This window comes from Azospira sp. I13 (assembly GCF_003112695.1).
Classification (GTDB): domain Bacteria; phylum Pseudomonadota; class Gammaproteobacteria; order Burkholderiales; family Rhodocyclaceae; genus Azospira.
In genome coordinates this window covers 272325-293666 of the sequence record NZ_BFBP01000002.1, presented here as the reverse complement: position 1 = coordinate 293666, position 21342 = coordinate 272325, and the positions used below count along the sequence as shown (strand labels likewise).

The 21342-nt window shown below is 61.4% G+C and carries 25 protein-coding genes; 22 read left to right on the top strand and 3 right to left on the bottom strand.

The window, feature by feature from the left end; translation table 11 throughout:
• The first annotated feature begins 67 nt into the window (after nucleotides 1-67).
• The 6 genes from AZSI13_RS01405 to AZSI13_RS01380 all read left to right on the top strand — a co-directional run bounded on the left by AZSI13_RS01405 (nucleotide 68) and on the right by AZSI13_RS01380 (nucleotide 3178).
• The gene (locus AZSI13_RS01405) at nucleotides 68-574 is read left to right on the top strand and encodes a hypothetical protein (protein WP_109039395.1); all 507 of its coding nucleotides are present in this window, start codon (nucleotides 68-70) and stop codon (nucleotides 572-574) included.
• Nucleotides 567-815, top strand: a complete 249-nt coding sequence (locus AZSI13_RS01400) for a hypothetical protein (RefSeq protein WP_109039394.1) — start codon at nucleotides 567-569, stop codon at nucleotides 813-815. The genes AZSI13_RS01405 and AZSI13_RS01400 overlap by 8 nt, the downstream gene beginning before the upstream one ends.
• On the top strand, nucleotides 802-1236 hold the full coding sequence (locus AZSI13_RS01395; RefSeq protein ID WP_109039393.1) for a hypothetical protein: 435 nt from the start codon (nucleotides 802-804) through the stop codon (nucleotides 1234-1236). The genes AZSI13_RS01400 and AZSI13_RS01395 overlap by 14 nt, the downstream gene beginning before the upstream one ends.
• 223 nt (nucleotides 1237-1459) lie before the next feature.
• Nucleotides 1460-2179: a hypothetical protein gene (locus AZSI13_RS01390; RefSeq protein WP_109039392.1), complete on the top strand. Its 720-nt coding sequence runs from the start codon at nucleotides 1460-1462 to the stop codon at nucleotides 2177-2179.
• Complete coding sequence (locus AZSI13_RS01385; protein WP_109039391.1) at nucleotides 2172-2432, top strand: hypothetical protein; 261 nt, start codon at nucleotides 2172-2174, stop codon at nucleotides 2430-2432. Before AZSI13_RS01390 ends, AZSI13_RS01385 begins: the two co-directional genes overlap by 8 nt.
• Before the next feature lie 218 nt (nucleotides 2433-2650).
• On the top strand, nucleotides 2651-3178 hold the full coding sequence (locus tag AZSI13_RS01380) for a hypothetical protein (RefSeq protein WP_109039390.1): 528 nt from the start codon (nucleotides 2651-2653) through the stop codon (nucleotides 3176-3178).
• Nucleotides 3179-3268: 90 nt separating this feature from the next.
• Here the strand turns inward: AZSI13_RS01380 and AZSI13_RS01375 are convergent, their stop codons facing one another.
• Complete coding sequence (locus AZSI13_RS01375) at nucleotides 3269-3787, bottom strand: hypothetical protein (protein WP_133247241.1); 519 nt, start codon at nucleotides 3785-3787, stop codon at nucleotides 3269-3271.
• Nucleotides 3788-3933: 146 nt separating this feature from the next.
• Nucleotides 3934-5160, bottom strand: a complete 1227-nt coding sequence (locus AZSI13_RS01370; RefSeq protein WP_109039388.1) for an integrase family protein — start codon at nucleotides 5158-5160, stop codon at nucleotides 3934-3936.
• A 428-nt stretch (nucleotides 5161-5588) separates the two neighbouring features.
• Between AZSI13_RS01370 and AZSI13_RS01365 the strand changes: the two genes are divergently transcribed.
• From AZSI13_RS01365 to AZSI13_RS01325, 9 genes are all read left to right on the top strand, one after another.
• Entirely contained in the window at nucleotides 5589-8030 is a 2442-nt protein-coding gene (locus tag AZSI13_RS01365; RefSeq protein WP_109039387.1) for a heavy metal translocating P-type ATPase, read from the top strand.
• A gap of 12 nt (nucleotides 8031-8042) precedes the next feature.
• Complete coding sequence (gene ccoS / locus AZSI13_RS01360) at nucleotides 8043-8243, top strand: cbb3-type cytochrome oxidase assembly protein CcoS (protein ID WP_109039386.1); 201 nt, start codon at nucleotides 8043-8045, stop codon at nucleotides 8241-8243.
• A 322-nt stretch (nucleotides 8244-8565) separates the two neighbouring features.
• Complete coding sequence (gene ccoN, locus AZSI13_RS01355) at nucleotides 8566-9993, top strand: cytochrome-c oxidase, cbb3-type subunit I (RefSeq protein WP_109039385.1); 1428 nt, start codon at nucleotides 8566-8568, stop codon at nucleotides 9991-9993.
• A gap of 18 nt (nucleotides 9994-10011) precedes the next feature.
• Nucleotides 10012-10632, top strand: coding sequence for a cytochrome-c oxidase, cbb3-type subunit II (ccoO, locus tag AZSI13_RS01350; RefSeq protein WP_109039384.1), 621 nt, complete (start codon nucleotides 10012-10014; stop codon nucleotides 10630-10632).
• Nucleotides 10633-10635: 3 nt separating this feature from the next.
• On the top strand, nucleotides 10636-10824 hold the full coding sequence (locus AZSI13_RS01345; RefSeq protein ID WP_109039383.1) for a cbb3-type cytochrome c oxidase subunit 3: 189 nt from the start codon (nucleotides 10636-10638) through the stop codon (nucleotides 10822-10824).
• Nucleotides 10821-11720: a cytochrome-c oxidase, cbb3-type subunit III gene (ccoP, locus tag AZSI13_RS01340; RefSeq protein WP_109039382.1), complete on the top strand. Its 900-nt coding sequence runs from the start codon at nucleotides 10821-10823 to the stop codon at nucleotides 11718-11720. The genes AZSI13_RS01345 and ccoP overlap by 4 nt, the downstream gene beginning before the upstream one ends.
• A 143-nt stretch (nucleotides 11721-11863) precedes the next feature.
• The gene (ccoG, locus tag AZSI13_RS01335; RefSeq protein WP_109039381.1) at nucleotides 11864-13276 is read left to right on the top strand and encodes a cytochrome c oxidase accessory protein CcoG; all 1413 of its coding nucleotides are present in this window, start codon (nucleotides 11864-11866) and stop codon (nucleotides 13274-13276) included.
• Nucleotides 13277-13294: 18 nt separating this feature from the next.
• The gene (locus AZSI13_RS01330) at nucleotides 13295-13819 is read left to right on the top strand and encodes a FixH family protein (RefSeq protein ID WP_109039380.1); all 525 of its coding nucleotides are present in this window, start codon (nucleotides 13295-13297) and stop codon (nucleotides 13817-13819) included.
• Between the two features lie 17 nt (nucleotides 13820-13836).
• Entirely contained in the window at nucleotides 13837-13971 is a 135-nt protein-coding gene (locus tag AZSI13_RS01325; protein WP_109039379.1) for a DUF3149 domain-containing protein, read from the top strand.
• A gap of 74 nt (nucleotides 13972-14045) precedes the next feature.
• Here AZSI13_RS01325 and AZSI13_RS01320 read toward each other — a convergent pair whose 3' ends face one another.
• Nucleotides 14046-14489: a universal stress protein gene (locus tag AZSI13_RS01320; protein WP_109039378.1), complete on the bottom strand. Its 444-nt coding sequence runs from the start codon at nucleotides 14487-14489 to the stop codon at nucleotides 14046-14048.
• A 115-nt stretch (nucleotides 14490-14604) separates the two neighbouring features.
• Here AZSI13_RS01320 and AZSI13_RS01315 point away from each other — a divergent pair, with 115 nt between their 5' ends.
• The 7 genes from AZSI13_RS01315 (at nucleotide 14605) to AZSI13_RS01285 (ending at nucleotide 21289) form a co-directional block, all read left to right on the top strand.
• Complete coding sequence (locus tag AZSI13_RS01315; protein WP_109039619.1) at nucleotides 14605-16011, top strand: MBL fold metallo-hydrolase RNA specificity domain-containing protein; 1407 nt, start codon at nucleotides 14605-14607, stop codon at nucleotides 16009-16011.
• 45 nt (nucleotides 16012-16056) lie between these two features.
• On the top strand, nucleotides 16057-17808 hold the full coding sequence (locus tag AZSI13_RS01310) for an alpha/beta hydrolase (protein ID WP_109039377.1): 1752 nt from the start codon (nucleotides 16057-16059) through the stop codon (nucleotides 17806-17808).
• A 108-nt stretch (nucleotides 17809-17916) separates the two neighbouring features.
• A complete protein-coding gene (locus AZSI13_RS01305; RefSeq protein ID WP_109039376.1) occupies nucleotides 17917-19080 on the top strand; it encodes a nitronate monooxygenase family protein in 1164 nt (387 codons plus the stop codon).
• Nucleotides 19077-19745 (top strand): chemotaxis protein, encoded by a 669-nt coding sequence (locus AZSI13_RS01300; RefSeq protein WP_109039375.1) that lies wholly within the window; start codon nucleotides 19077-19079, stop codon nucleotides 19743-19745. Before AZSI13_RS01305 ends, AZSI13_RS01300 begins: the two co-directional genes overlap by 4 nt.
• Nucleotides 19742-20482, top strand: a complete 741-nt coding sequence (locus AZSI13_RS01295) for an MBL fold metallo-hydrolase (protein WP_109039374.1) — start codon at nucleotides 19742-19744, stop codon at nucleotides 20480-20482. The genes AZSI13_RS01300 and AZSI13_RS01295 overlap by 4 nt, the downstream gene beginning before the upstream one ends.
• A gap of 124 nt (nucleotides 20483-20606) precedes the next feature.
• Entirely contained in the window at nucleotides 20607-21056 is a 450-nt protein-coding gene (locus AZSI13_RS01290) for a hemerythrin domain-containing protein (protein WP_109039373.1), read from the top strand.
• Nucleotides 21053-21289, top strand: a complete 237-nt coding sequence (locus AZSI13_RS01285; RefSeq protein WP_109039372.1) for a DUF2249 domain-containing protein — start codon at nucleotides 21053-21055, stop codon at nucleotides 21287-21289. Before AZSI13_RS01290 ends, AZSI13_RS01285 begins: the two co-directional genes overlap by 4 nt.
• The last annotated feature ends 53 nt before the right edge of the window (nucleotides 21290-21342 follow it).

The window sequence follows — 21342 nt, the reverse complement described above, 5'->3', positions numbered from 1 at the left end:
CGATGGCGTCCTGCGCACGCCTGACACGACACGATCACGCCGTAAGCCATTTTTTCGGAGACCGGCGATGATCCCCAACAGCTTCACGCCCGAGCGGCGGGAGGTGTTCTTCCAGGTGCTGGAGGACACCTGCTCGCCGAAGCAGGCAGCCGCCGCGGCAGGCATCAGCCGCAATACGGCCTTCTATCACAAGGCCAACGATCACGAGTTCCGCAGCCGCTGGGATAAGGCGGTCGAGGTCGCGCTCGATGCCCTCCTGGACGAGGCGTACCGGCGCGCGGCCCTCGGGTACGACGAGCCTGTCATCCACCAGGGCCGCGTCGCGACCGTGGCCGACCCGGAGACAGGCGAGGAGCGCCCGCTAACCGTCCGCAAGCACAGCGACCGCCTGCTGGAGGTGCTGCTCAAGTTCCGCTACGGCGAACAGATGGCCGACAGGCTCAAGGTCAAGGTCGAGGACACGGGCCTGGACGCCGACGCGCTGCTCAGGATGCCGAGCGAGGAGCGCAAGGCGCTGACCGAGCTCCTGGCGAAGTACAAGAGCAACCGCCGCGAGGAGGACGACGATGAGTGAGAAGCTGACCGTGGCCGAGGCCCTGGCCCGCGCCGAGATGATCGACCGCAGCCTGGACGCCTGGCAGGGGACCGCCCCGCAGGGCATCGAGGAAATGGGAGGGCGTGACGCCCTCGCCGACCGCTGCGAGATGGCCTGCTTCGGCCCCGTGCCGCGCCTGGACCATGACGAGTGGGAGCGCCTGAGCCTGGAGTACGAGGACAGGCGCGCCCACGGAAGCATCAACCGTGGCGAGCGGTAACGGGTACGCGGTCGGCGTCGAGGTGGATGGGGTGCGATACCCCAGCGCCCGCGCCGCCGACCTCGCCCTGGGCCTCCCGCCCAACACAGTCTGCCACCGCGCGCACAGTCGCAACTACCCGACCTACCGCTGGCTGGGCGAGACGCCCGGCAGGCGCCCGGTCAGGCGGCCCGAGGACTGCGCCGTCGGCAGGCCGCTGGCCGAGCCCGAGCGCTGGAACTACGACGGAGGCGCGCGACGCGCTCCCGTGATGGACCCGAACTTCGACCCGCCCCGGCTGGTGCGGCGCGTCGGCTGGCTCCGCTGCATGGCCTGCGGCCGCCCGCACTTCTCCGAGGACGTGGCCCGCGTCCGCCTGTGCTGCACCTGCGGCGGCCTTGGCGGGCTGCCCATCGGCGCCGATCCCGACGGGGACCTCTGATTGGTTGTCGGGACGCCGACGACCGCAAGCCCCTGATCCGCAAGCCGCTGTGATGGCGGCAGCGACACTGGAACACGGCGTGGCAAACGTTGGCTCGCTCCGGGCCGCCCGCACGACACATTGACAGCATCCGGTCGCGCATTGGCGCGTGACCACCCCGAAGGCTCGGGGATGCGCTCGTGGAGGCGACCGGAGGAGACCAACCTCACAGGAGCCAGAAGCCATGACCATCCTCGCAGACGCACCCCTCCTCACGCCCGCCCAGATCGGCGAGCTCGCATCCTCCCTCGACGGCCTGCACGGCCGCGTCCTCAAGGTCATCGACCGCCTGCAGAAGGACGTCGAAGCCCGCAAGAAGGACATCGCCAGCCGCTGGAAGAGTGCCCCCGGCGTCTCGGCTGGCGACCTCGCCCGCTTCGCGCAGAACGAGACCGTGGCCGCCGTCCGCCAGATCAAGGACAACAGCAAGGCCGAGCTCGACAAGATGCTCAAGGAGGCTGGCCCCGCCCACGCCCGCCTGATCGCCCAGCGCCCGTTCTACGACAGTCCCGTCAAGGTGCTGAGCCGCGCCGCCCTCGGCGACACCCGCCGCACCGAGTACCTGAACCAGCTCGCCTACGCCGGCCCCGCCGAGCTCGGCCACATGGCCCAGGTCGCGGTCGCCACCCAGAACGTGCCGCTGGCCGCCGCCGTTCTCTCCCTGCTCGACCGCATGCCCAGCAAGGACCGCCCGGTCGGGCCCGCCGAGCTGGCCCACGCCATGCGCCTGGACGACTTCCTCAAGGTGCAGGAGTACATCAAGCTGGGTGACGTGCGCCTTCAAGGGATTCTCGTCGCCATCCGCACCTGGACCGCCGGCAAGTCCAACCCGCTCGACACCGTGCAGCTCGCCATGCGGGAGCGCGGCATCGACCGCGACCTGATCGGGGGCGGCGATGAATAAGCAGCCCGCCTACGAGGCCAGCCACCCGGTGGCCGTCGCCCTCGGCGGCATGGTCCGCGCCCTGCGCAGCGGCGCAGACCTACTCGAAGCCCTGGCCGAGCAGGCCCGCCGCGTGGGCGTGGCCCCGTACTCGCCCGAGTTCGACGAGGCCGCCGCACTGGCGGGCATGCCCTACAGCCGCGCGTGGGATGCCTACCTCGACCGCGAGACCTGGGCGCAGGCCGAGCGCCAGCCCCTCGCGCACATCCACTGATTGTTTGGTGCCTGCGGCCGGGGTCGGAACAGAGGCCGAGGTGCCCCGGCCGTGCTTCGGAGGGTCGTCCCACAAGGACGGCCCTTCTTTTTCATGCAGTTGCGCGGCGTCGCGCGCCGATCGACAGTCGGAGGGCAACTTTTTGAGGGGGCCCCCGCTCCCGGAACCCCACGAAAGCGACCTAATGCTCCTACGGACCAACCAAATAGGAGAGCACCATGGAACTGCAACAGATGAGCACCAAGTCCCTGCTGGCCCTGCACAACGCCATCGCCGGCGTGCCGGCAGGACCCAAGACCTTCGCGACCAAGGCCAAGCTGATCGCGCGGATCGAGCAGATCGCGGCAGCCGGAAGCATCGACCTCGCGTCGTTCGGGCAAGGCACCGAGCCCGAGGTGACCGAGCATCGCGCACAGCCGCAGGCCGAGGCCGCCGAGACGACCGAGGCCCCGACAGAAACCGAGAAGAAGCCCAGCGGCAAGGGCATCGGCCGCCTCGCCCGCGAGTTCCTGATGGACCCGGCAGGCTACCCCCACGCGCTGATCGCCGAGATGGTCAATGCGCAGATCGAGGGCGCGCAGGCCACGGCCAAGTCAGTCAGGTGGTACGCCCACGACATGCGCAAGAAGGGCATCGAGGTCCCGCCCCGGCAGAAGGTGCACGCCGCCGAGATGAACGAGGAGGAGTCGGCCGAGTGGCTGGCGACCGTGGTCGTGGTCGAGCCCGCACGCACCGATGAGGGCTGAACGTTGCCCGGACGTGTCATTAAAAAGGGCCACCTCGACGGTGGCCCTTTCGTTTCATCGCCTTGGGCGCGACGGCGCCCCGATAGAGGATCAGGCAGCGCTCGGCCGCTTGAAAAGCGACAAGGCAAACTGGAAGCGGCTGGACAGGTGCTCGATGGATTTCCCGAAGTCCTGACCGAGCTTGAACAGCAGGGCGTCGTGCAGATTGTCCCGTGCGCGTCCGATCAAGTCCTCGGCCTGCTGTGCGGGGTCGCTGCGCAGAGCCACGCTGCCGAAACCGCCTGCGTAGTCGGTCAAAGCGTCCAGGAGCCAATCGTTCCCGTAATGGGTCCGCAGCGCGACGTAAGCCTCAAGAGACGGGAAGGGGCAACCCTGGCCCAGCACCAAGTCGCTGGGCTTGGCGTTGAGCGGGTCGTCGTAGGACTCGAATACGGCAGGAGAGCCGACCAGTTCCTCGCACGCCTGGAAAAGATCGTCGGGATCGGTGATGCCCTGCTCGTTCATGATCTTCTCTGCCGCCAAGGCGCGGATACCCGACGCGAATTCAAGCTCCTTACCCAGCAGGACCAGATGCTCACGGATGGCTTCGATAGTGTTGATGGCGTTCATGCTCATTTCTCCAAAAAGTAGGTTGGTGAGACGCTCGGTCGAGGTGGCCTACCTCGGCGAGCGCCTCGTTCAAGTAGCGCGCTGGAGAGGAGTTTCATGCGCCGATCAAGTGCGCGTCCACCAACGTTTGCATCGGCGCGTGCGCGCTACGCTAGGACCAATTCGTTGATTGACGCGGCGTCCGCAGGCGTGGTTGCGAGGCGGGGCGGCCACTGTCCTTCAGTCCATTCGAGGCCAAGGGCGTCGAGCACGTAGGCGCTGGCCTTCTCCTGGTAGCCGCGCAGGTGGTCCAGCGTCGGGTTCAGGTAGCCCATCGTCACGTTGCCCGCGGCGTGGTTCAGCAGGAACTTCAGCTCGGCAATGGGGACGCCCGCCTGCAATGCCAGCGTGGCGTAGGTGTGCCGCAGGGCGTGCCCCGTCAGGCCGTCCAACTCGTGCTGCGCCACCTCGGCGACATGCCCTGACTTCGAGTCGGCGGGGAACAGCCACGGGCTCTTGCGGTGGAGCTTCGGGTTCTCGGCTAGGCGGTGGCCGAGCAGGTCGGCGAGTGGCCCCGACAGCGGCAGGTCGAATGCTCGCGCTGCTCCACCCTTGGGCTTGGGTACGTGCAGGCGACGCGCGCCTAGGTCCAGCTCTGACGCCCGCGCCTCGCAGGCCGAGGTGCGCCGCATCCCCGTCAGGATCATGAACAGGTGCAGGTCGCGCCGCACAGGGTGGAGTCCGAGCACTGCCTTGCCCCACGCCCGCAGGCGCTCGGCCTCGACGTCCACCTTGCGCCGCCGCAGGCCGTGGTAGTCCACGTTCGTGGTCGGGTTCGACGGCAGGTCGGGGTGCTCCCGCAGGCCGCGGTTGTAGACGGCGCGCAGAACGCGGAACACGTTGTCGGCCGAGGGCGCGCCGTGCTTCTCGGTGATCTTGCGGTGGCGCTCGCGCACGCCCGCGCGGTCCGCGCCGAGCTCGGCCAGAGGCTTGTCGAGCCAGTCGGCGAGGTACTGCTCGCAGTTGTAGCGGTAGTCCTCCTTGGTCCTCGGCGACAGGGGCTTGGCCGCCAGGTGCAGGTCGAGCGCGTCGCGCAGTGTGATGCCCCGCGCCCTGGCCTTGCGCCGCTCCTCGTTCGGGTTGGCCCCGCCGCGCATATCGACCAGCGTCTTGCGGGCGGCGTCGCGCGCCTGCTTGGCGTCCATCGCCGGGTGGTCGCCCAGCTTCGTGCGGACCTGCTTGCCGTTGACGAGGGACTGGACGTAGAAGCTGCGCTTCGTGGGCGTGACGATCAGGTAGAACCCGCGCATCTCGCTGTCGGCGTAGAGGACGGACTTGCCCCGCTCGGGGGCTGGTGCCCTCTCGACGAGGGCTTGGGTTATCTTCGACTTCATGTGCTGGCTCCGAGTTACGGGGCCACGGCACGAACACAGTTTTGCACCAAACAGTGCTGTGTTCAGACGTGCCGTCTTTGCCCCTGTAGAGCCATTAAGTCGTGGATTTCCCTTATTGTAAGCGCCCCTGGGCCATCTAATTTCAAATCATGGCAAAGCTCGCGCGCGCCGATTCGTAATGCGAAGGTCGTAGGTTCGACTCCTATCTCCGGCACCAAGTAAACGGGTTTGTGTTGAAAAGCCGCCATGGGCGGCTTTTTTCATTTTTTGCGCAGCGCTCTGCATGCTTGTGGCTGACCGGAAATGGTTCTGAGGGGCTGTGTTTGGCTGCCTGCCTTCCCATGGGGGCGAAATAACTTATACTGGGGACCGTTTTTCTTCCCCAGAGGCGTGGGCGGTGATGCCCTCGCCTTTCTTATTTCCAAGCCATGAGCCAAGGCCCCTGTTACCACTGCGGTCAGCCCGTCCCCGATGATGTGGATCTTCAGGTCCGTGTCGCCGAATCGTCCCAATCCATGTGTTGTGTCGGTTGCCAGGCAGTGGCTCAGGCCATTGTCGATAACGGTCTGGCCGACTACTACCGCAATCGTGATGCTCTGCCGGAGTCGCGCCGGGAGGCATTGCCTGAGGTGCTGGATAATCTCCGGCTCTTTGATCACGTGGACTTTCAAAAGAGCTTTGTTCGTGCCCTTGGCGAGCATGAGCGGGAGGCTTCCCTCATGCTCGAAGGCGTGACCTGTGCAGCCTGCATCTGGCTGAACGAACAGCACGTCTCCCGTCTGCCCGGGGTTTCCGGGGTAGATATCAACTACACCACCCGGCGAGCGCGGGTGCGTTGGGATGAGAGTCGGATTCAGCTGTCCGACATCCTCGCAGCGATTGCGGCGATCGGCTATCGCGCCTATCCCTATGATCCTGCCCGTAATGAGGAACTGGCCCGTAAAGAGCGCCGCGATGCGCTCTGGCGCGTGTGGGTGGCCGGCTTCGGCATGATGCAGGTCATGATGTACGCCATCCCTGTCTATATGGCCGAAGGGGATATGACGGCGGATATTGAATCCCTGATGCGCTGGGCCAGCCTGTTCCTCACCTTGCCGGTAGTTTTCTATTCTGCAGCCCCCTTTTTCCGCAATGCCTGGCGAGACCTGAAACTGCGCCGGGTCGGCATGGATGTGCCGGTGGCCTTGGGCGTTGGGGCGGCTTTTCTGGCTAGCCTGTGGGCGACTTTCACGGCGGCGGGAGAGGTGTATTTCGATTCGGTCACCATGTTCGTCTTTTTCCTTCTTGGCGGACGACTCCTGGAAATGAGCGCTCGACAGAAGGCGGTTGGTGTGACCGAGGCATTGGCCAAGCTGCTGCCCGCTTTTGCCGAGAAGCTACTGTCCTATCCGGCTGACCGTAGTTTGAGTCAGGTGGTAGTTGCTGATCTGGCGCCTGGCGATGTGGTGCTGGTGCGGGCTGGTGCGGCTATTCCTTCCGATGGGCGGGTGCTGGAGGGCGTTAGTTCGGTGAATGAGTCCTTGCTGACCGGGGAGAGCCTGCCGGTTGCCAAAGGCGTGGGCGACTTGGTGACAGGCGGTTCTGTGAATGTGGAAAGCCCTCTGGTGATCCGCGTCGAGAGCGTGGGGGAGGGGACCCGTCTGTCGGCTATCGTGCGCTTGATGGAACGGGCTGCTATGGAAAAACCCCGGGTGGTGGAGATGGCTGATCGGATTGCCAGTCGTTTCGTCGCCGCCCTGTTGCTGGTGGCTGCGCTGGTAGCCGTGGTGTGGTGGCAGCTGGATCCGAGCAAAGCGTTGTGGATTACCGTTTCCGTACTCGTCGTTACTTGCCCGTGTGCCTTGTCCCTGGCAACGCCGATTGCCTTGACGGTGGCGAGCGGGGCCTTGGCTCGGGAAGGCTTGTTGGTGACCCGCGGCCACGGCATCGAAACCCTGGCGCGCTCCACACATTTCGTTTTTGACAAGACGGGAACCCTAACGACCGGGCACATGCGCCTCCTGGAGATACTGCCTATGAATGGCTGGGTGACGGAGGAGGCATTATCTTTGGCCCAGGGGCTTGAGGCGATGTCTGAACACCCCGTTGGCAAGGCCCTGCGGGCACACGGTGGCGGGCCAGGAGGGGGCGATGGCTTGTCGGCCGAACTCAATAATGTTCCCGGGCAAGGTATCGAGGCCGTCGTGAATTCGCAGCGCTGGCGTATTGGCCGCCCTGACTTCGTTGCCGAGCTGGTGGCAGGCGCGATCCCTGATGCTGTGGCAACCCTGGCGGCACGTGGTGATACGGTTGTCGCCTTGGGTGGTACGGCTGGCTGGGCAGCCTTTTTTGCCCTGGGTGACGATATTCGTCCGGAAGCGCGGGCCCTTGTGGATGACTTGAAAGCCTCTGGCCGGCGGGTGATTTTGCTTTCCGGGGATGCTCCCAGTGCAGCGGGGCGTGTTGGTAAGGCGCTTGGGGTGGATGAAGTGCGGGGTGGGGTTTCTCCCCAGGGCAAGCATGATTACGTCTCCCAGCTTCAGGCCGAGGGTGCTGTGGTGGCAATGGTAGGGGATGGTGTCAATGACGCACCGGTTCTAGCCCAGGCGCAGGTATCCATCGCCATGGGCGGCGGTGCCCAGTTAGCGCGGGCCCAGGCAGACTTTGTCCTGCTCTCGGAAAATCTTGACCATTTGCGGCGGGGTGTGGCGCTCTCAACTCGTGGTTTGCGCATCATTCGCCAGAATCTGCTGTGGTCCTTTGCCTATAATTTCATCGCCCTGCCGCTGGCCATGCTGGGTTTCATTACCCCCTGGATGGCGGGGATCGGCATGTCAGGCAGTTCCCTGCTGGTCGTGCTTAACTCGCTGCGCCTGCAGCGTGCGACTTAAGGATGGTTGCTGATGGAAAGCCTGTACCTATTGATTCCCCTATCCATTGTTCTGGTATTCGGGATTGGTGTCACTTTCTGGTGGTCGGTGCGCAATGGTCAATTTGATGACCTGGAAGGGCCGGCCTACCGCATCCTCATGGATGACGAGCCAAGCCCCCGTAAGCCCCAGGAAATAAGGGCTGACGAAGGGGCGGAGGATGGGGGCAAATAGGTCCCGTTTGATCTGGGTCAACAACCGGGGGCAAGGTTTTCAGGGAGAATGCTTCTCGATTTTCAGGGCCCGTTTTCATCGAAAACGGGCTTCTGGCGAGTTTGTTTCTCTGTTGGGGTTGGGGTGCGTGCGTAACGCACCCTTTTTTTTTCTGTACGTCCTTTTTTGATTTGCCCCGAGCCCCTTTTGACTTTGTGCGAAGCGGCTTGATCTATGTCAAAAGCGATGGGGCTCGGCTACAATAGCATCCCTGCGAGTGCTGCCCAAGGGTCTTTAGGGAGGTGGCATGAAGATTTTCTTTTTCTAGTCGAGAGGTGGGTCCATGTCGGAAACGCAATCCACATACAACTATAAGGTAGTACGGCAATTTGCCATCATGACCGTAGTTTGGGGCATTGTTGGCATGCTTGTCGGTGTCATCATCGCCGCCCAGCTGGTTTGGCCGGAGCTCAATTTTGGGCCTTGGCTGACCTATGGTCGTCTGCGTCCGCTGCATACCAATGCAGTGATTTTTGCTTTTGGTGGTAGCGCACTGTTCGCCACCTCATACTGGGTTGTGCAGCGTACCTGCCATACCCGCCTGTTTGCCGATGGTCTGGCTGCCTTCACCTTCTGGGGATGGCAGGTCGTGATTCTGCTGGCCGCTGTTTCCCTGCCCCTGGGTATCACCACCGGCAAGGAATACGCTGAGCTGGAGTGGCCCATCGACATCCTGATCACCCTGGTGTGGGTTGCTTACGCCCTGGTGTTCTTCGGTACCATCATCAAGCGTAAGGTCAGCCACATCTATGTGGCCAACTGGTTCTACGGTGGCATGATCCTGGCTGTGGCACTGCTGCACTTGGTGAATAGCGCCGAAGTGCCTGTTTCCCTGCTGAAGTCCTACTCCGCCTACGCTGGCGTGCAGGATGCAATGATTCAGTGGTGGTACGGTCACAACGCCGTGGGTTTCTTCCTGACCGCTGGTTTCCTGGGCATGATGTACTACTTCGTGCCGAAGCAGGCTGAGCGTCCGGTTTACTCCTATCGCCTGTCCGTGGTGCACTTCTGGGCCCTGATCTTCACCTACATGTGGGCAGGTCCTCACCATCTGCACTACACCGCCCTGCCTGACTGGACCCAGTCCATCGGTATGCTGTTCTCCCTGATTCTGCTGGCTCCCTCCTGGGGCGGCATGATCAACGGCATCATGACCCTGTCCGGCGCCTGGCATAAGCTGCGCGACGATCCCGTCCTGAAGTTCCTGATCACTTCCCTGTCCTTCTACGGCATGTCGACCTTCGAAGGTCCGATGATGTCCGTGAAGTCCGTGAATGCACTGTCTCACTACACTGACTGGACCGTTGGTCACGTGCATGCTGGTGCTCTGGGCTGGGTGGCCATGGTTTCCGTGGGTTCCCTGTACTATCTGATCCCCCGCCTGTTCGGCACCAAGCAGATGTATAGCGTCAAGCTGGTTACCGTGCATTTCTGGATTGCCACCATCGGCGTCGTGCTGTACATCGCCTCCATGTGGATCGCCGGTGTGATGCAAGGCCTGATGTGGCGCGCTTTCAACCCTGATGGCACTCTGACCTACAGCTTCGTTGAAGCAGTGAAGGGCTCCTACCCGTTCTGGACCATCCGTCTGGTCGGTGGTGTTCTGTTCCTGGCCGGTATGCTGATCATGTTCTACAACGTGCTGAAGACCATCGGTCAGAGCCAAGGCGCCGACGAGCGCATCCTCGCTCCTGCCGCTCATCACGCTTAATCAGGGAGAACGCTACAAATGCTTACGCATGAAAAAATCGAAAAGAACGCTGGCTGGCTGATCGTTCTGACCGTTATCGTGATCAGCTTCGGCGGCCTCCTGGAAATCGTTCCGCTGTTCTTCCAGAAGTCCACCACCCAGGCTGTGGAAGGCGTCAAGCCTTATGACGCCGTCCGTCTCGCCGGTCGTGATGTGTATATCCGGGAAGGCTGCTACAACTGCCACTCCCAGATGGTGCGTCCGTTCCGCGCTGAAACCGAGCGTTATGGCCACTACTCCGTGGCTGGCGAGTTCGTGTATGACCATCCGTTCCAGTGGGGCTCCAAGCGTACTGGTCCGGACCTGGCCCGGGTTGGCGAGCGCTACTCCAACGAGTGGCATGTCGCTCACCTGAACAATCCTCGCGATGTGGTTCCCGAGTCCAACATGCCGGCATACCCGTTCCTGGCCAAGACTGCCGCCAAGAACAGTGTGGGTGCCGATATTGAGGCCAAGATGCGTGCGCTGCGCAAGGTCGGTGTTCCTTACACCGATGCTGAAATTGCCGGTGCCAAGGCTGAGATTGGTGATAAGACCGAGCTTGATGTTCTGGTTGCCTATCTCCAAGGCCTGGGTCTTGCCCTGAAGAATACCAAGTAAGGTATGGACATCAACGATCTGCGTTCCATCGTAACGGTGCTGGCGTTCTTTTCGTTCGTCGGCATCGTGTGGTGGGCATACGGCAAGGGGGCCCGCAAGGGTTTTGACGAAGCGGCCAACCTGCCGTTCGCAGATGACGATGCGGAGGTGATCAACGATCACTCCCGCAAAGAACTGAGGAAAACATCATGAGCGATTTCGTTAGCGAGTTTTGGAACTTGTACGTCGTCGTAATCTCGCTGGTATCTATCATCGGTTGCGGCATTTTTTTGAAATTCCAGAGCGTCCATAAGGGCTCTACGGACACGACCGGTCACGTCTGGGACGAGACCCTGGCTGAGTACAACAACCCTCTGCCGGCCTGGTGGAAGTGGATGTTCTACATCACCATCGTGTTTGCTCTGGCCTACCTGGCCCTGTACCCCGGTCTGGGCAAGTTCCAGGGCGTCCTGGGCTGGTCCTCCGTTGGCCAGTACAAGGATGAAGTGAAGAAGGCCGATGCTACCTACGGCCCGATTTACGACAAGTACCTGAAGATGGATCTGAAGGCAGTGGCTGCCGACAAGGAAGCCAATGAAATGGGCAAGCGCCTGTTCCTGACCTACTGCTCCCAGTGTCACGGTTCCGATGCCCGCGGTTCCAAGGGCTTCCCCAACCTGGCTGATGCCGACTGGCAGTGGGGTGGTGATGCTGACACCGTTAAGACCACCATTCTGGAAGGTCGCAACGGCGTGATGCCTCCTCACGCTCAGCTGGGTGACGAGACCATCAAGGATCTGGCTAACTTCGTCCGCTCCCTGTCCGGTCTGCCCCATGACGCCGCTCTGGCTGCCAAGGGTAAGGAAGCTTTTGGCACTGTTGGTTGCTCCGGCTGCCATGGTCCTGAGGCCACCGGTACTGCTGCGCTGGGTGCTCCCAACCTGACCGACAAGGTCTGGCTGTACGGCTCCTCCGAAGCCACCATCACCGAGACCATCAAGAACGGCCGCAACAACCGCATGCCGGCTTGGAAGGACTTCCTGGGTGAAGGCAAGGTGCACATTCTCGCCGCCTACGTGCTGAGCCTGTCCGGCGCCGAGAAGAAGTAATGCTGTAAGTTCGTGGAAGGCGCGGTGCAGAGTATTCTGCGCCGCGCTTTTTTTTCTTTAACCATCAGAAGCGGTGACCTCTATCAAAATCGCAGCTATTCCCCGGGGAATAGTGTGATTCTGATAAACGTTACGAGCGTGCCATGAGTCAGATCGAGAACAGCACGACGTCGGCTGCCGCCGATGTCGGTTCGCTTTACGAGAAGCACAAGAAGATCTACGTCCGGTCGGTTTCCGGCTTGTTCAGTAATTGGCGCTGGGGCTTCGTGCTGCTGACCCAGGCTCTTTTCTATGGACTCTGCTGGGTCGATTGGAACGGGCGTCAGGCGGTCCTGTTCCATCTTGTCGAGCGCAAGTTCTACATCTTCGGCATGGTGTTTTGGCCTCAGGACGTGTTTTACCTGGCCTTGCTGCTCATTATCTCGGCCTATGCCCTGTTCCTGTTTACCGCGGTTGCCGGGCGTCTATTTTGCGGCTATGCCTGCCCCCAAACCGTCTATACCGAAATATTCCTTAGAATAGAATCCTGGGTTGAAGGTGACCGTCCGGCCCGCCAGAAACTCGACAGGGCCCCGCTGGATGCACGCAAGGTTCGCCTCAAGACCACCAAGCATGGCTTGTGGCTGCTGCTTTCCTTGTGGACCGGCTTTACCCTGGTTGGCTATTTCACACCTGTCCGGGAGCTGACGGCTTCCCTGGCCTCCCTCGACTTTGGGCCCTGGGAATATTTCTGGATCTTCTTCTACGGTGGCTTCACCTACATGCAGGCAGGCTTCCTGCGGGAGCAAGTCTGTAAGTACATGTGTCCCTACGCCCGCTTCCAGGGGGTGATGTTTGACCCAGATACGCTCATCATCACCTATGACCCCGAGCGCGGCGAGCCCCGTGGTACCCGCAAGAAGGGAGCAGACCCGCGCAGCCTGGGTAAGGGCGATTGCGTGGATTGCGGTATCTGCGTTCAGGTTTGCCCTACCGGGATCGATATCCGCGATGGTTTGCAGTACGAGTGTATTGGCTGTGCCGCCTGCATCGATGCTTGCGATGCCGTTATGGACAAAATGAGCTATCCCCGGGGCTTGATCCGCTATTCGACGGAAAATGCGCTCGCTAAGCACTACACCGCCCGCGAGATGATTGCCCACGTGATGCGGCCGCGTGTGTTGCTCTATTCGAGCATTCTTGCGTTGATCACCTTGGCGACCATCTGGGGTTTGAGTGTCCGGGTGCCGTTGAAGGTGGACGTCATTCGCGACCGGGCCACTCTGGCTAGGGAAGCGGACGATGGGCGCATAGAGAATGTCTACACCTTGCGCATCATGAATACGGAAGAAGTGGTCCGCCGCTACAGTCTTGGTGTGGATGGCCTGCCTGGCGCTGAGATCGTTGGTGAGCGCATCGTCGAGGTGGGTGGCGCCACCACCGAATCGGTCCTCGTTTCCGTGCGAGTCCCGCCTGATGCCGGCCCCAAGGGTGGCAATCCTATTTATTTCGATATCAAGGCCCAGAATCACGACAAGGTAGCCGTGCGTGAAAAGGCCAGCTTCATGCTTCCCTGATTGACTGAGTGAGACCCCATGAGAACTGCATCCCAACCCTGGTATCGCGAACCCTGGCCCTGGATTCTGGCGGCCGGCCCTATCGCCGTCATTCTGGCAGGTGTGGTCACCGTCTGGCTGGCCATCACCAGCAATGACGGCCTGGTCGCCGATGATTACTACAAGCGCGGTCTGGAGGTGAATCAGGTCATTCAGCGCGATCGGAAGGCCGAGGAGCTAGGGCTTCAGGCAGAGATATTTCAGGGGGGAGAAGGTGCATTCCGAGTCATGCTGTCGAGTACCCGCGGCGCCGCACTGCCTGAGAAAGTGAAGCTCTATCTGGCCCATCCGGCCAAGGCAGGTTTTGACCTGGAAATTACCCTGGCATCCGATGGGCAGGGTGTTTATAGTGGCAAATTGAATCATCCGATTACGGGTAGCCGCTGGCTGGTCCGCCTTGAGGACGAAACCGGTGCCTGGCGCCTCTCCGCTGATTGGGTAATGGAAAAACAAGAGTCGCTCTCCATGAAGGCGACCTCATCGGTTTCTTCTTCTAATCGTTAAAAACGGGAGGTAATACCATGGCTTGGAAGGAATTGTTTACTACTGATATCGGCTTGCTGAGTGCTTTCACCATCGGCTTCGTGGTGGTGATGGGGGCTTATTTCGGCATCTACTTCAGCAAGAAAATGAACGAACAGCCGGGACAGAAGTAAGACTGCGTTCCATCAGTCTGGATAAAAAAAGGCCTGGGATTTCCCAGGCCTTTTTGTTAGGTAGTGCTGCCCAATCAGCGATAGACCAACACAGGAATCTTGGAGTGGGTCAGTACCTTGTTTGTTTCGCTGCCCAGCAGCAGCCCGGTAATGCCCTTGCGGCCATGGGAAGCCATGAAAATCAGGTCACATCCCACTTTCTCAGCGGCGTCGATGATGGCTTCGTAAGGAATATCGCTGGTGACTGCAAGCTTCTGGCACTTGACGCCGGAAGCGCCGCACAGTTGCTCGACCTGGCCGAGGAATTCCTCGGCCTGCTTGTCGGCTAGCTCGGAAAATTTTTCCGGGGTGGTTGGATCAATCAGTGCTCCTTCGCCGTAGTAAGTCACCGGGTATTCGGGCTTGGCGTAGAAGGCGGTAATGGTGGCACCGCTTTCCTTGGCGAAGGACACGGCCTTCTGGGCGGTTTCACGGGATAGCTCGGAGCCGTCGGTGGGGAGTAGGATGTGCTTGAACATGCAGGGTCTCCTTGAGGGGATCAAATTGTCGTAGTCCCCATCCTATGCCACTTTGGGCGGAAGGCCAAATGGCAGGCGGGGCGCCATATCTTGGAGCGTAGCGATGTCCAGCGGGATTCGAGTCAGCATGCACGGTGCGGCGGGAGAGGTTACTGGTTCCTGCACGCTTGTTGAATGGGAAGGGGGGCGTTTCCTCGTCGATTGCGGCATGTTCCAAGGAGGAGGAGATGCCTACGGCAAGAACCAGCGCGCACTGGGTTTCAATGTCAGGGATCTGGATTTTGTGCTACTGACCCATGCCCACATCGATCATTCCGGGCTGCTGCCACGTCTCTCGGTATTGGGTTATCGGGGGCCCATTTATGCTACCGCGCCGACAGTGGACCTCCTGGAGGTGCTGCTCCTGGATTCTGCTCATATCCAGGAGAAAGAGGCGGAATGGCAGCTGCGTCGGCGCAATAAATTTGGCCGCACCACCCGGGGGGTCTTGCCTCCTCTCTATACCGTGACCCAGGCTGGCACCTGCCTGAAGCAATTGCGTCCTGTCGAATACGGCGAAGTTCAGCGGCCGCGAGAGGGGGTCGAAGTAGTCTTCCGGGATGCCGGCCATATCCTCGGCTCGGCCATTCTGGAAGTGCGCCTGCAGACTTCGGCCGGACGTCGTGTATTGGTCTTTTCCGGCGATCTGGGCCAGCCCGGACGACCTGTCTTGAGGGATCCCGAGTTCATTACCCGGGCCGACCTGCTGTGCATCGAATCCACCTACGGCAACCGCTTGCACCGCCCCCTGGCGGAAACGGAAACAGAAATCGTCCGGGCTTTTGACCATACCTTCAAGCAGAAGCGCGGCAACATCATCATTCCCGCTTTTGCCGTCGGCCGAACTCAGGAAATTCTATATGTACTTGGTGGATTGGTCCGCCAAGGGCGCCTGCCGCCGCAGAAGATCTACGTCGACTCCCCCATGGCCAATGCCGCGACCCGCATCACCCTCAAGTATCGGGATCTCTGGGATGAGGAAACCCGGGATCTGATGGCCTGGCTGGCTGCCAATCCTCAGGCAGTCCAAGTGCGTTTCACCTCCGACGTGGAGGAATCAATGGCCCTCAACGATATCCGGGAAGGCGCCGTCATCATCTCCGCCAGCGGCATGTGCGATGCGGGGCGGATCAAGCATCACCTGGCCTACAACCTGCCAAGACCCGAATGTACGGTGCTCATCACCGGCTTCCAGGCCGCTGGCACCCTGGGGCGTCGCCTGGTGGATGGGGCTCGGCTGGTACGGCTTTTCGGCCAGGTAGTACCCGTTCGAGCCGACATCTACACCATCGGAGGCCTCTCCGCCCATGCCGACCAGGCAGCACTATTGGACTGGGCGGGGCATTTCCAACAGCCTCCGGGGCAGACCCGGGTGGTACATGGTGAAGCCGATGCAGCACGGGCCCTGCAGGAAGCCCTCGGTGATCGCCTGGGCTGGCCAAATGTGCTGGTTGCCAGCGGCGACGCACCCGTCATAGTGTGATATAAAATTCCTAATATTCCGGCTTCACTGCAAAAGGCACTGACCATGGCAGCCAACACCCCTTCCTCCGCCAAGCATCACAAGAATTTCAACCTCTCGGGGGCCAGCCCTCTTGAGAATCTCGGCGAGCAGATGGAAAAGCAGCTTGATCCTTTCGGCATCACCACCTCCATGCTCAATGCCCAGGCGGCCTGGCTGATGCATCCCCAGGAATTGAGCCGCGTTCTGACGGGATTGTCAGAAGATTTGCTGGCCCTCCAGGCCCACGTCATGCGCCGTGCCATCGGCCTGCCTTCCGAAGATGTCATCAAGCCCCACCAGGATGATGGCCGCTTTTCTGATCCGGTATGGGAGCAGTCCCCCACTTGGGACATCATGAAGGAGTGGTATCTGGCGTTCACCCACCGCCTGGAGGACATGTATTTTGAAACACCGGGCTTGTCGGATAAGGAGCGGCGCCGTGCCGCCTTCTGGTTGCGCAAATGGCTGAATGCAGTGGCGCCCACCAATTTCTTCTGGAGCAATCCGGTTGCCCTGCGCAAGTTCGTTGAGAGCAACGGCGAATCCCTGACCAAGGGGCTGCAGAATTACCTCAAGGACAGCCAAGCCGGATCCATCCGTATGGTGGAGGAAGATGCCTTCACGGTGGGCCAGGATCTGGCCACCACGCCGGGCAACGTGGTTTTCCGCAATCGCCTGGTGGAGTTGATCCAGTACACCCCCACGACTGCCCAGGTCCGTCGCCAGCCCCTGGTGATCATTACCCCCTGGATCAACAAGTACTACATCCTCGATCTGACCGCCAAGAAGAGCCTGGTCAAGTATCTGGTGGATAAGGGCTTTACCGTCTTCATCACCAGCTGGAAAAACCCCACCGAGGATATGTCCCAGGTTGCCTACGAAGACTATGTCGTGGAAGGGGTTGGCGAGGTGATCGAAGCCGCCCGAACCATCGCCAAGGTGCCTCAGGTCAATGCGGTGGGTTATTGCATCGGCGGTACGACCCTCTCGGCCTACATGGCCTGGGCCAACCGCAAGTTCGGCAGCCCGGAGAAGGTGCCGGTCGCTTCCTGGAGTCTGTTCACCACCCTGACGGATTTCTCTCGGCCCGGCGATATCGATGTCTTCGTCGATCGGGCCAGCGTCAAGTGGATCGAGGATTCCATGGCCAAGAAGGGCTTCCTCGATGGCAAGGATATGGCCTCCTCTTTCCGCATGCTGCGCTCCAACAGCCTGATCTGGCACTACTACGTCCATAGCTATCTCTATGGCGAGGCCCTGGCGCCGTTTGATGTGCTGTTCTGGAACAACGATTCCACCCGCATGCCCTACGCCATGCACTCCTACTACTTGCGGGAGATGTACCTCAACAACAACCTGATCAAGAAGGATGCCCTGACCCTGGGCGGGCAACCCATCGATCTGGAACGCATCACCCAGCCGCTTTACGCCGTTACGGCGGAGGACGACCACATTGCTCCCTGGCGCCAGTGCTATCGCATCCGCAAATACGTCAGCAGCCCGACCCGTTTCGTCCTTTCTTCCTCCGGCCACATCCTGGGTATCGTTAATCCACCCGTGAATCCGCCCAAGCGTAGTTACTGGGTTGGCGAGCCGGCCCGCGGCGAGAACGTCGAGCGCTGGGAGGCTGCTGCCACCAAGCATCCCGGCAGCTGGTGGGAGGACTGGGTACAGTGGCTGCTGCCCCGTAGTGGCGAACTCGGTGCGCCGCCCAAGCCGCACAAGGATTTTCCCGCCCTGGCCGCGGCTCCCGGGACCTATGTTCTCGAGCCCTGAAACCCGGGTGTGGCGCTGCTTTCCAGGGTGCTCGACTTAATCCAGATCAAGCTAATCATCCCGGATTGTGATATCGTGAGCGGCTTTGTTTTTTAGGCCCCAGACGCAATGAGTACCAGCCCGTTTCCCCCTCTCAAGATCAAAGGTAAGTCCCTGGTGCCCATCGTCCAGGGGGGAATGGGGGTTGGCATTTCCGCTCACCGCCTGGCCGGTACCGTGGCCTCCCTCAATGGCGTCGGCACCATCGCCAGTGTGGATCTGCGCCGCCACCATCCCGATCTGATGGCCGAAACCGGCCGTTCCCGCAACCGCGAAGCCATTGAAAAGGCCAACCTGATCGCCCTGGACCGGGAAATCAAGATGGCCCAGGACATCGCCCAGGGGCAGGGTGTCATCGCCGTCAACGTGATGCGGGCCGTGACCCAGTACCAGGACTACGTGCGTCAGTCCTGCCAGTCCGGTGCCGATGCGATCGTGATGGGGGCTGGCCTGCCTCTGGATCTGCCCGAGCTGACCGATGGCTACCCCGATGTTGCCCTGGTACCGATCCTCTCCGACGTGCGCGGCATCGTTCTGCTGCTGAAGAAGTGGATGCGCAAGAACCGCCTGCCCGACGCCATCGTCATCGAGCACCCCAAGTATGCCGGCGGCCACCTGGGCGCTGCCAAGAAGGAAGACGTGGATGATCCCCGCTTCGACTTCGAGGTGGTTATTCCCGGCGTCCTGCAGGCCTTCGAAGAAATGGGCATTGCCTCCGAAAAGATTCCCCTGATTCCAGCCGGTGGCATCAACAGCCATGAACGGGTGCGCGAGCTGATCGATCTGGGCGCTTCCGCCGTCCAGCTGGGCAGCGCTTTCGCCGTGGCCGAAGAGGGCGATGCCGACATCGAATTCAAGAAGGTCCTGGCCGGCGCCAAGGACAAGGATGTGGTGGATTTCATGAGCTGTGCCGGTCTGCCGGCCCGGGCCGTGAAAACCCCCTGGCTGGAAAAGTACCTGAACCGGGAAGAGAAGCTCATGGCGGCCGCGGCCGGCAAGGAGCACAAGTGCACCCTGGCCTGGGATTGCCTGCTGCAATGCGGCCTACGGGACAGCAACCCGAAACACGGCCAGTTCTGTATCGATAACCAGCTGGCGGCCGCCGTCACCGGCGACGTGCAGAAAGGCCTGTTCTTCCGCGGCGCTTCCAGCCTGCCTTTCGGCTCGGCCATCCGCCCCGTCAAGGAACTGGTACATTACCTGCTCACTGGCGAAAAACCCGTCTTCACATGATTCCCTCTGCGCTTCAGGACGCCTCCTCCTCTTCCGCTTCCCGCCCCGGTATTTCGGTACCGGCCGGGGGGGGCAAGGATTCCCTGGACCTGTTGCGCATTGTCCGCATCAACGAGCAGATCAAGGCGGTGGTGGCCGTCGCCTTCAAGATCAACATCATGGCGCTCAACGCCATTTTCCTCGCCAAACGGGCCGGCAGCGCCGCCCTGGGCTTTGGTGTGCTGTCCAACGAATTGCGGGTCTTCTCCCGTGATTTGCGGACCCAGATGGAATCCCTCCGCCAGCTGATCCACGGTTCCGTCATCGAAGTTTCCCGTCTGCTGCAGCATTCCCGCTACTCCCGCCTGCTTGAGGCCGGCGCCCGGCTGGCCGGCGGCAATGCACGCCTGGCCGAGGTGCTGGCGCGCCGGGACAAGGAAGCGGCAGTGCGCCTGGAGCGTCTGGCCAAACTGCGCCGGGAGCTGAAGCTGGCCCTGGAGGATGCCTTCCAACTGGTGGAGTTGGGCGGTGTGCTGGCCAAGTCGGCCAAGATCGAGGCTGCCTATGGGCAGAGCTTTGCTGCCTCACTGGCCCAGGTGTCCGGTGAATTCGACGGCATCGTCGAGGAAATCCGCGTCTCCCTCGAAACCCTGAAAAAATCCAATTTCTTCGGCGGCAAGCAATGAAGACCATCCAGACCATCTTTCAGGACGGCACCCACAAGTGGGTCGCCATCGTGCGCGACCCGGAGCGTCCCGGCTCTCTCATCGATACCAACGAATATCTGGTAGCCAATGGCGTCCAGGGCCTGATCCTGGACCCGGGCGGGGCAGAAATATTCCCCGCAGTGTTTTCTGCGTTGGCGGCGGAGTTTGATCCCTCTTCCCTGGTTGGCCTGTTTGCTTCCCACCAGGATCCGGACATCATTTCCTCCCTGGCCATGTGGCTGGAGTTCAATCCCAAGATGCACTGCTACGTCAGCTGGCTCTGGGAGAGCTTCATTCCCCACTTCGGCGGTACCAGCGATACCTTTGTCCCCATTCCCGATGAAGGCATGGATATCGGCCTCAATGGACTCACCCTGACGGCCGTGCCGGCCCACTACCTGCACTCCTCCGGCAATTTCCATCTCTACGATCGCCAGGCCCGCATCCTCTTTTCCGGTGACGTCGGTGCCGCCCTGTTGCCTCCGGGCGAGGGCGGTCTGTTCGTGGAAGATTTCGACCGCCACATCAAGCATGCCGAAGGCTTTCACCGCCGCTGGATGGGCTCCAACGAGGCCAAGCGTCGCTGGTGCGAGCGCGTCTCCCAGATGGAGATCGATCTGCTGTGCCCCCAGCACGGCGCCATCTACCAGGGGGCGGATGTGCATCGTTTCATCAACTGGTTCGACGAACTCCAGGTCGGCATCCTGCGGGCCTGATGCGGCACTTTTTCGGCCTCTCCTGTGAGGCCGAAGCGCGCCTCCCGGCGCTTTTGATTCCCGTCAAGGAGTCGGTCCGGCCCCCTGGGCCAGAATCCATCCGACCCCCAGCGAGGATTCCGGCATGACCCCCATTCGAGATTACATGAGCGCCGACCATCGGCGCTGTGACGACCTGTTCGCCGCCGTCGAACAATCCCTGACCCGTTCCGGCACGGCCGCTGCCGACCTGTTCGAGGCCTTCTGTCATGCCACCCTGGCCCATTTCCAGGCGGAAGAGGAGTTGCTCTTTCCTGCCTTCGAGCAGGCCACCGGCATCCGCATGGGGCCCACCCAGATGATGCGTCTTGAGCACCAGCAGATGCGCACCCTCATGGACGAAGCCCGTGCTGCCCTGGTGTCTGGTGATGAGGAGGGCTATAGCGGTGCAGCGGAAACCCTCTTGATCCTGATGCAGCAACACAACATGAAGGAAGAAAACGTGCTGTACCCCATGTGTGACGAAAATCTGGCAGCCTACCAGGCCGAGTTGATGCCCCTGCTGCAGAAGGCGACCGGGAGCGAGCGTTCATGAGCGCCCGGGACCAGGCCGCCGTCGTCGTCGACGCCCGGCAGATGGAGCCCCCCGAGCCTTTCGTGAAAACCATGGAAGGCCTGGATGAGTTGAAGGACGGCGAAAAGCTCTTGCTGATGCTCTACCGGGAACCCCATCCCCTGTATCGCACCCTGGCGCTCAACGGCTACACCTACCGCGCCAGTACCGAGCCGGACGGCACGGTGGAAATCCTCATCTGGAAGGCGGTCTGAAGCACTCCGCTCCCCGTCGAGCCAGTCTTCCCTCCGCCCGCCCTTGCCCCTTT

Bases quoted from the DNA above. Each gene is read 5' to 3' on its own strand.
- AZSI13_RS01405 (WP_109039395.1), top strand. From the start codon at position 68: ATGATCCCCAACAGCTTCACGCCCGAGCGGCGGGAGGTGTTCTTCCAG.
- AZSI13_RS01400 (WP_109039394.1), top strand. From the start codon at position 567: ATGAGTGAGAAGCTGACCGTGGCCGAGGCCCTGGCCCGCGCCGAGATG.
- AZSI13_RS01390 (WP_109039392.1), top strand. From the start codon at position 1,460: ATGACCATCCTCGCAGACGCACCCCTCCTCACGCCCGCCCAGATCGGC.
- AZSI13_RS01385 (WP_109039391.1), top strand. From the start codon at position 2,172: ATGAATAAGCAGCCCGCCTACGAGGCCAGCCACCCGGTGGCCGTCGCC.
- AZSI13_RS01380 (WP_109039390.1), top strand. From the start codon at position 2,651: ATGGAACTGCAACAGATGAGCACCAAGTCCCTGCTGGCCCTGCACAAC.
- AZSI13_RS01375 (WP_133247241.1), bottom strand. From the start codon at position 3,787: ATGAACGCCATCAACACTATCGAAGCCATCCGTGAGCATCTGGTCCTG.
- AZSI13_RS01370 (WP_109039388.1), bottom strand. From the start codon at position 5,160: ATGAAGTCGAAGATAACCCAAGCCCTCGTCGAGAGGGCACCAGCCCCC.
- AZSI13_RS01365 (WP_109039387.1), top strand. From the start codon at position 5,589: ATGAGCCAAGGCCCCTGTTACCACTGCGGTCAGCCCGTCCCCGATGAT.
- ccoS (WP_109039386.1), top strand. From the start codon at position 8,043: ATGGAAAGCCTGTACCTATTGATTCCCCTATCCATTGTTCTGGTATTC.
- ccoN (WP_109039385.1), top strand. From the start codon at position 8,566: ATGTCGGAAACGCAATCCACATACAACTATAAGGTAGTACGGCAATTT.
- ccoO (WP_109039384.1), top strand. From the start codon at position 10,012: ATGCTTACGCATGAAAAAATCGAAAAGAACGCTGGCTGGCTGATCGTT.
- AZSI13_RS01345 (WP_109039383.1), top strand. From the start codon at position 10,636: ATGGACATCAACGATCTGCGTTCCATCGTAACGGTGCTGGCGTTCTTT.
- ccoP (WP_109039382.1), top strand. From the start codon at position 10,821: ATGAGCGATTTCGTTAGCGAGTTTTGGAACTTGTACGTCGTCGTAATC.
- ccoG (WP_109039381.1), top strand. From the start codon at position 11,864: ATGAGTCAGATCGAGAACAGCACGACGTCGGCTGCCGCCGATGTCGGT.
- AZSI13_RS01330 (WP_109039380.1), top strand. From the start codon at position 13,295: ATGAGAACTGCATCCCAACCCTGGTATCGCGAACCCTGGCCCTGGATT.
- AZSI13_RS01325 (WP_109039379.1), top strand. From the start codon at position 13,837: ATGGCTTGGAAGGAATTGTTTACTACTGATATCGGCTTGCTGAGTGCT.
- AZSI13_RS01320 (WP_109039378.1), bottom strand. From the start codon at position 14,489: ATGTTCAAGCACATCCTACTCCCCACCGACGGCTCCGAGCTATCCCGT.
- AZSI13_RS01310 (WP_109039377.1), top strand. From the start codon at position 16,057: ATGGCAGCCAACACCCCTTCCTCCGCCAAGCATCACAAGAATTTCAAC.
- AZSI13_RS01305 (WP_109039376.1), top strand. From the start codon at position 17,917: ATGAGTACCAGCCCGTTTCCCCCTCTCAAGATCAAAGGTAAGTCCCTG.
- AZSI13_RS01300 (WP_109039375.1), top strand. From the start codon at position 19,077: ATGATTCCCTCTGCGCTTCAGGACGCCTCCTCCTCTTCCGCTTCCCGC.
- AZSI13_RS01295 (WP_109039374.1), top strand. From the start codon at position 19,742: ATGAAGACCATCCAGACCATCTTTCAGGACGGCACCCACAAGTGGGTC.
- AZSI13_RS01290 (WP_109039373.1), top strand. From the start codon at position 20,607: ATGACCCCCATTCGAGATTACATGAGCGCCGACCATCGGCGCTGTGAC.
- AZSI13_RS01285 (WP_109039372.1), top strand. From the start codon at position 21,053: ATGAGCGCCCGGGACCAGGCCGCCGTCGTCGTCGACGCCCGGCAGATG.